A 6908-nucleotide genomic window follows, 5' to 3' on the forward strand; every position below is an offset into this window, starting at 1 on the left:
GGCCCGCGGCTCGCGCACGGCGCACCGGTGCCGCTCGGCTTCATCGCCGGCACGCACTCGAAGGAAATCCGGCAAGTGGGGCTCGAGGCGACGCAACGCGCGGCGCACGGCCGCATCGAGTGGATGGAGGGCAGCCACCTGTTCCCGATGGAGCGGCCGATCGAGACGGCGCGGGCGCTGCTGGGCATGTTGAATAGGCTGCGCGGGGCGGGTTAGCGGATCAGATGCTCAGGGTGTCGCGATGACGCAAGCGTGTGCCGTATGACGCACGCATGTTCCATCTGAGAGCGGACCCTAAGGTATAATCCGTTTTTCCCGCGAGCATTCAGCGATGACTAAATATGTTTTCGTCACCGGCGGCGTAGTGTCGTCCCTCGGCAAGGGCATTGCCGCCGCTTCTCTCGCCGCGATTCTCGAATCGCGCGGTCTTAAAGTCACCCTCCTCAAGCTTGATCCCTACATCAACGTCGATCCCGGCACGATGAGCCCGTTTCAGCACGGGGAAGTATTCGTGACCGAAGACGGCGCTGAGACGGATCTCGACCTCGGTCACTACGAACGGTTCATCAGCACGAAGATGCGCCGCGCGAACAACTTCACGACCGGGCAGATCTACGAATCGGTGATCCGCAAGGAGCGTCGAGGCGATTACCTCGGCAAGACCGTGCATGTGATTCCGCACATCACGAACGAGATTCAAGCGTTCATCGAACGCGGTGCGGCATCGGCCACCTGCGGCGAGCCCGACGTGGCGATCGTCGAAATCGGCGGTACCGTGGGCGATATCGAATCGCTGCCGTTCCTCGAGGCGGCGCGGCAAATGAGCCTGCGTCTCGGCCGCAACAGCGCGTGCTTCGTGCACCTGACGCTCGTGCCGTTCATCGCGACGGCCGGCGAACTCAAGACGAAGCCCACTCAACACAGCGTGCAAAAGCTGCGTGAAATCGGGATCTTGCCGCACGTGCTGCTGTGCCGTGCCGATCGTCCGATCCCGGACGACGAGTGCAAGAAGATCTCGATGTTCTCGAACGTGCCCGAAGAAGCCGTCATTTCGGTGTGGGACGCCGACAGCATCTACAAGATTCCCCAAATGCTGCACGACCAAGGGCTCGACAGCATCATTTGCGACGAACTGAAGCTTCAACCGAAGCCGGCCGATCTGACGATGTGGTCGGCGATCGTCGAGAAATTGGAGCACCCGAAGCACGAAGTCACGATCGGCATGGTCGGCAAGTACGTCGATCTGACCGAATCGTACAAGTCGCTGATCGAAGCGCTGCGCCATGCGTCGGTGCATACGTCGACGAAGGTCAACATCGAGTACATCGATTCGGAACAGATCGAAGCCGAGGGCGTCGAAAGCCTCAAGCATCTCGACGCCGTGCTCGTACCGGGCGGTTTCGGCCGCCGCGGGACGGAAGGCAAGATCGCCGCGATCCGCCATGCGCGTGAAGCACAGGTGCCGTATCTCGGCATCTGCCTTGGCATGCAGCTGGCCGTGATCGAGTTCGCCCGCGACGTCGTGGGCCTGCAAGGCGCGAACAGCACGGAGTTCGATACGGCCACGGAGCATCGCGTGGTCGCGCTCATCACTGAGTGGTACGACCGCGAAGGCCGTGTCGAGAAGCGTTCCGACGAATCGGATCTCGGCGGCACGATGCGCTTGGGTTCGCAGCGTTGCCCGGTCAAGGCCGGCACGCTGGCCGAAGAGATTTACGGCAAGGATGTGAACGAGCGTCACCGTCACCGTTATGAAGTCAATAACCGCTACGTGCCGCAGCTCGAGGCCGGTGGCCTTATCATCAGCGCCCGTACGCCGAGCGAGGACCTGCCGGAGATGATGGAGCTGCCGCGCAGCCTGCATCCGTGGTTCGTGGGCGTGCAGTTCCACCCTGAGTTCACGTCGACGCCGCGCGACGGCCACCCGCTGTTCAAGTCGTTCGTCGAAGCGGCGCTGGCCTGTCACGAAACGCGCAAGGAGAAGGCATGAAGCTGTGCGACTTCGAAGTCGGTCTCGATCGGCCGTTTTTTCTGATCGCGGGCACCTGCGTCGTCGAATCGGAACAGATGACGATCGATACGGCAGGCCGCCTCAAGGAGATTTGCGCGAAGCTCGGCATCCCGTTCATCTACAAGTCCTCGTACGACAAGGCCAATCGCAGTTCGGGCAAGTCGTTCCGTGGGCTTGGCATGGACGAAGGCTTGCGCATCCTGTCCGAAGTGAAGCGGCAGCTTAACGTGCCGGTGCTGACGGATGTGCACGCCATCGACGAGATCGAGCAAGTCGCGTCGGTCGTCGATGTCTTGCAAACGCCGGCATTCCTGTGCCGTCAAACCGATTTCATCCACGCGTGCGCGCGCTCGGGCAAGCCCGTCAATATCAAGAAGGGTCAGTTTCTCGCGCCGCACGACATGAAGAACGTCATCGACAAAGCGCGTGACGCGGCGCGCGAGGCCGGCTTGTCGGAAGACCGCTTCCTCGCGTGCGAGCGCGGCGTGTCGTTCGGCTACAACAACCTCGTCTCCGATATGCGCTCGCTCGCGATCATGCGCGACACGGGCGCCCCCGTCGTATTCGACGCCACGCACTCGGTGCAGTTGCCGGGCGGGCAGGGCACGAGCTCGGGCGGGCAACGCGAGTTCGTGCCGGTGCTGTCGCGTGCGGCCGTGGCCGTGGGCGTGGCGGGCCTGTTCATGGAGACGCACCCCGATCCCGCGTGCGCGCTGTCGGACGGCCCCAATGCCGTGCCGCTGCGGCGCATGGGCGACTTGCTGGAGACGTTGGTCGCATTGGATACCGTCGTGAAACGCACTCCGTTCATCGAGCGCGATTTCAACTGACTGCACCCGTCAAACGAGAAATTCATCGTCTTTTCTAGAGGAAATCATGAGTGCAATCGTAGATATCATCGGCCGTGAGATTTTGGACTCGCGAGGCAACCCGACCGTCGAATGCGATGTGCTGCTCGAATCGGGCACGATGGGCCGTGCGGCAGTGCCTTCGGGCGCGTCGACGGGCTCGCGCGAAGCGATCGAGCTGCGTGACGGCGAAGCCGGCCGCTACAACGGCAAGGGCGTGCTCAAGGCGGTCGAGCATATCAACACCGAGATTTCCGAAGCGATCATGGGCCTGGATGCCTCGGAGCAGGCGTTCCTCGACAAGACGCTGCTCGAGCTCGACGGCACCGACAACAAGTCGCGCCTCGGCGCCAACGCGATGCTGGCCGTTTCGATGGCCGTCGCGAAGGCGGCCGCCGAGGAAGCGGGCCTCCCGCTGTACCGTTACTTCGGTGGCTCGGGTGCGATGCAACTGCCGGTGCCGATGATGAACATCGTCAATGGCGGCGCACACGCGAACAACAGCCTGGACATTCAAGAGTTCATGATTGTCCCGGTCAGCCAGCCGACGTTCCGCGAAGCGCTGCGTTGCGGCGCCGAAGTGTTCCACGCGCTCAAGAAGATCCTGTCCGATCGCGGCATGAGCACGGCCGTGGGCGACGAAGGCGGCTTCGCGCCGAACTTCGGCAGCAACGCCGAATGCTTGTCGGCCATCTTGCAGGCGATCGAAAAGGCGGGTTACCGCGCGGGCGAAGACGTGCTGCTCGCGCTCGATTGCGCGGCCAGCGAGTTCTACCATGACGGCAAGTACCAGCTGGCCGGTGAGGGCCTGCAACTGTCGTCGGCCGAATTCACCGATTATCTCGCCACGCTCGCCGATAAATTCCCGATCGTCTCGATCGAAGACGGGATGCACGAAAGCGACTGGGACGGCTGGAAGCTGCTCACCGACAAGCTCGGCAAGAAGATCCAGCTCGTCGGCGACGATCTGTTCGTCACGAACACGCGCATCCTGAAGGAAGGCATCGAGAAAGGCATCGCGAACTCGATCCTCATCAAGATCAACCAGATCGGTACGCTGACCGAAACGTTCGCTGCGATCGAAATGGCGAAGCGCGCCGGCTACACGGCCGTCATTTCGCACCGCTCGGGCGAAACGGAAGATTCGACGATCGCCGATATCGCCGTGGGCTTGAACGCCGGTCAGATCAAGACGGGTTCGCTCTCGCGCAGCGATCGCATTTCGAAATACAACCAATTGCTGCGTATCGAGGAAGATCTCGGCGATATCGCCAGCTACCCTGGCAAATCGACGTTCTATAACCTTCGTTAATTCGCCTTTCGCCTGACTCGTTCGTTTAGCATGACGCCCCGTGCTTCACCCCAAGGGCATTCCTTGGGGCGCACGGGGCGATTTTGAATCTGCGGCCTTTTGAATGCGCCTCGTCACTGTTGTCCTTCTCGCCCTGCTCGCGCTGATTCAGTATCCGCTCTGGTGGGGCCATGGCGGGTGGCTCAACGTTCACGAGCTTCGCGGCGAATTGGCCGCGCAACAACAAAAGAACGCTGACGAAAAGCTGCGTAACGAGCGGATCGAAGGCGAAGTCCAGGATCTGCAAAACGGCACGTCCGCCGTCGAGGAGCGCGCGCGCTACGAGATGGGGATGGTCAAGAACGGCGAAGTATTCGTGCAGTTCGTTTCGCCGAATGCCAATTCGAGCGTGCCCGCCACGCTCGCGCCGAGTAACACGTCCACGCGCGGGGTCGTCTCGGCGGCGCCCGTCAGTGTCGTGCCGAACCCTGTTTCGCGCGAAAAGCCGAAGCGTGCGGAAAAGAAGCATGCCGCGGAGAAGGGCAAGCACGCAGCTGCCCCGAAGCACCACGGCGCGGGTTGATTCGGAAAGCCTGCCAAGCCTCGTCTTCCACCTTCCCGGCGGGGAAGGGCAGCGCGGATGCTACAAGCCTCCTTTGCAGGCCTTGGCGTCGGTGCCGCGTTCGCCAGTGCGCGCGTTGCCCGCTTCAGCGGGTTACCACCACCAGCCCGGATAGTAGCCGGGACTGTAATACCCCACACCCCATCCGCTGTTCCACCCGCCCCATCTACCGTAGTAGCCGCCGAACGTAACGGGCGGCGAGTAGTAGTACGGCGTGTAGTAGCGCGCCCATGCATCGGCGGCGATCGCTTCGTTCTGTTCGCGGATGACCTGCTTGTCGATGTCGGCGTACCGCTTTTGCTCTGTGGGGCTGAGCGGATGCGCGCTCTCGGCAGCGCCCGGCTGGCCGGGAGCGAGGCGGCTCAGAATGATTCCCGACGGCGGAGGCGGCGGGGCGACGATGCACCCGGAAAGCGCGGCAAGCGCCGCCGCGCAAGCCCCTGCGGCAATGGCGCGCCGGGACACCGGTGCCAATGCGGCCGGCTGATGAGGGCGGGGCAATGCGTTCATGATTGGCGAACTCCGGTTAGTCGACGAACGACGCGGATCGTGCGTCCGGCCGCGCCGCGCATGGGCGAACGGCTCGGCGCTCAATGCCGCTGCGATTGCACCGGCGCGACGCCGGCCGAGACTTCGCTGGCCGCGAACAGCTGGGCGATGTCGACCGGATCGAACTCGTAGCGTTGGTTGCAGTACTCGCAGTGGATTTCCACCCGGCCTTGTTCGACGAGCACGCCATCGACTTCCTCGCGCCCGAGCATCTTCAGCATCGAACCGACCCGTTCCCGCGTGCAGCTGCATTCGAAGCGCGTGAGCGCCGGGGCGAAGTGCTGCACGTTCTCTTGCCAAAATAGACGCTTGAAGACCGTCTGCGGTTCCTCCTTGAGCAGCTCGTCCTGCGAGAGCGTGCCGCCGAGCACGCAGACGCGCTCCCAGGTATCGGCGTCATGCTCGCCCGCATGAGGGACGATGCCGCCGTCGCCGGGCAGCTTTTGCAGCAGCATGCCGACGGCGCGCTCGGTGTTGGCGGCGAGCCATAGCCGCGTATCGAGCTGTTCCGAGTGGTGCATGTAGTGCTCGAGCACCTGCGCGATCGACTGCAGCGGGCCGTCGTGTCCATTAAGCGGCACGATGCCCTGGTACGGCTGCTGGCCGGGCATCTTGTTGTTCGGGTCGAGCGTGATGACGCAGCGCCCGTGGCCGCTCGCGTTCAGCAACTCGACGAACGACAGGGTGCCGTTCAGCGTCTCGTCGAATTCGCTCGAGATTTTTGCGGTTGCGCGCATCGTCAATTCCGAGCTGCACTGCACGACAAGCATTTTGATCGGGCCGTCGCCGAAAATCTGCATGATCATGGTGCCGTCGAACTTCAAGTTCGCCGACAACAACGCGCACGCGGCCATCATTTCGCCGAGGATGTCCCGCACCGCCGTGGGGTACTGACGGCGCGTGAGCACTTCCTGCCACGTGTTACGCAGCGAAACGATCTCGCCGCGTACGGGCGCGGCGGCGAACATGAATTTTTGCAACTGGTCGTCCACAACTCTTCCTTCAATCATCGATACCGCCGGCAACACCGGCGGCGAAGCCGCGCCGCTCTTTAGCCGATTCGCACGAGCTGTGCCTTGAACAGGTCACGGCGATCGACGTAGCTGCGGGCGCTTTGCGCGAGGGCTTTCACTTCCTCGTCCGTCAGTTCCCGGGCAACGCGAGCCGGCGCGCCCAAGATCAGCGACCGGTCGGGGAACGTCTTATTTTCGGTCACGACACTGCCGGCACCGACCAGACAGTTGCGGCCGATGACCGCACCATTCAAGATCACCGCTTGAATTCCGACGAGGGAGCCATCGCCGATGGTGCAGCCGTGCAGCATCGCCTGGTGCCCGACCGTCACGTCGCGGCCGATCGAGAGCGGGCGGCCCGGATCGGTGTGGAGCACGGCGCCTTCCTGGATATTGCTGCCCACGCCGATCGCAATCGGCTCGTTGTCGCCGCGAATGGCTGCGCCGAACCAGACGCTGGCGTTTTCCTCGAGCGTGACCTTGCCGACGATCGTGGCGGTATCGGCCACGAAGACGCTTTCGTGAATCGTGGGAGCGTGTTCTCCCAGCTTGTAGATCGGCACAATGTCTCCTT

Annotated in this window: 7 protein-coding genes and 1 pseudogene; 5 read left to right on the forward strand and 3 right to left on the reverse strand. The window is 62.9% G+C overall.

Features of this window, described 5'->3' with window-relative positions:
- The 5 genes and pseudogenes from ACTHL0_RS09955 to ftsB form a co-directional block, all read left to right on the forward strand.
- Nucleotides 1-216 (forward strand): annotated as a pseudogene (locus ACTHL0_RS09955) (alpha/beta hydrolase); the annotation flags it as partial.
- A 115-nt stretch (nucleotides 217-331) separates the two neighbouring features.
- Nucleotides 332-1990, forward strand: a complete 1659-nt coding sequence (locus ACTHL0_RS09960; protein WP_440566563.1) for a CTP synthase — start codon at nucleotides 332-334, stop codon at nucleotides 1988-1990.
- On the forward strand, nucleotides 1987-2841 hold the full coding sequence (kdsA, locus tag ACTHL0_RS09965) for a 3-deoxy-8-phosphooctulonate synthase (protein ID WP_440566564.1): 855 nt from the start codon (nucleotides 1987-1989) through the stop codon (nucleotides 2839-2841). The genes ACTHL0_RS09960 and kdsA overlap by 4 nt, the downstream gene beginning before the upstream one ends.
- Before the next feature lie 46 nt (nucleotides 2842-2887).
- A complete protein-coding gene (gene eno, locus ACTHL0_RS09970) occupies nucleotides 2888-4171 on the forward strand; it encodes a phosphopyruvate hydratase (RefSeq protein ID WP_102611888.1) in 1284 nt (427 codons plus the stop codon).
- A 103-nt stretch (nucleotides 4172-4274) separates the two neighbouring features.
- On the forward strand, nucleotides 4275-4733 hold the full coding sequence (gene ftsB, locus ACTHL0_RS09975) for a cell division protein FtsB (RefSeq protein ID WP_440566565.1): 459 nt from the start codon (nucleotides 4275-4277) through the stop codon (nucleotides 4731-4733).
- A 132-nt stretch (nucleotides 4734-4865) separates the two neighbouring features.
- On the opposite strand, the gene ACTHL0_RS09980 is transcribed toward ftsB, so the two are convergent.
- The 3 genes from ACTHL0_RS09980 to ACTHL0_RS09990 all read right to left on the reverse strand — a co-directional run bounded on the left by ACTHL0_RS09980 (nucleotide 4866) and on the right by ACTHL0_RS09990 (nucleotide 6897).
- Complete coding sequence (locus ACTHL0_RS09980; protein ID WP_440566567.1) at nucleotides 4866-5246, reverse strand: hypothetical protein; 381 nt, start codon at nucleotides 5244-5246, stop codon at nucleotides 4866-4868.
- A gap of 116 nt (nucleotides 5247-5362) precedes the next feature.
- Nucleotides 5363-6313: an Hsp33 family molecular chaperone HslO gene (gene hslO / locus ACTHL0_RS09985; RefSeq protein ID WP_440566566.1), complete on the reverse strand. Its 951-nt coding sequence runs from the start codon at nucleotides 6311-6313 to the stop codon at nucleotides 5363-5365.
- Between the two features lie 59 nt (nucleotides 6314-6372).
- Nucleotides 6373-6897, reverse strand: coding sequence for a gamma carbonic anhydrase family protein (locus ACTHL0_RS09990; RefSeq protein ID WP_440566568.1), 525 nt, complete (start codon nucleotides 6895-6897; stop codon nucleotides 6373-6375).
- Between the last annotated feature and the right edge of the window lie 11 nt (nucleotides 6898-6908).

Origin of the sequence: Trinickia sp. (assembly GCF_051961175.1) — a bacterium.
Classification (GTDB): domain Bacteria; phylum Pseudomonadota; class Gammaproteobacteria; order Burkholderiales; family Burkholderiaceae; genus Trinickia.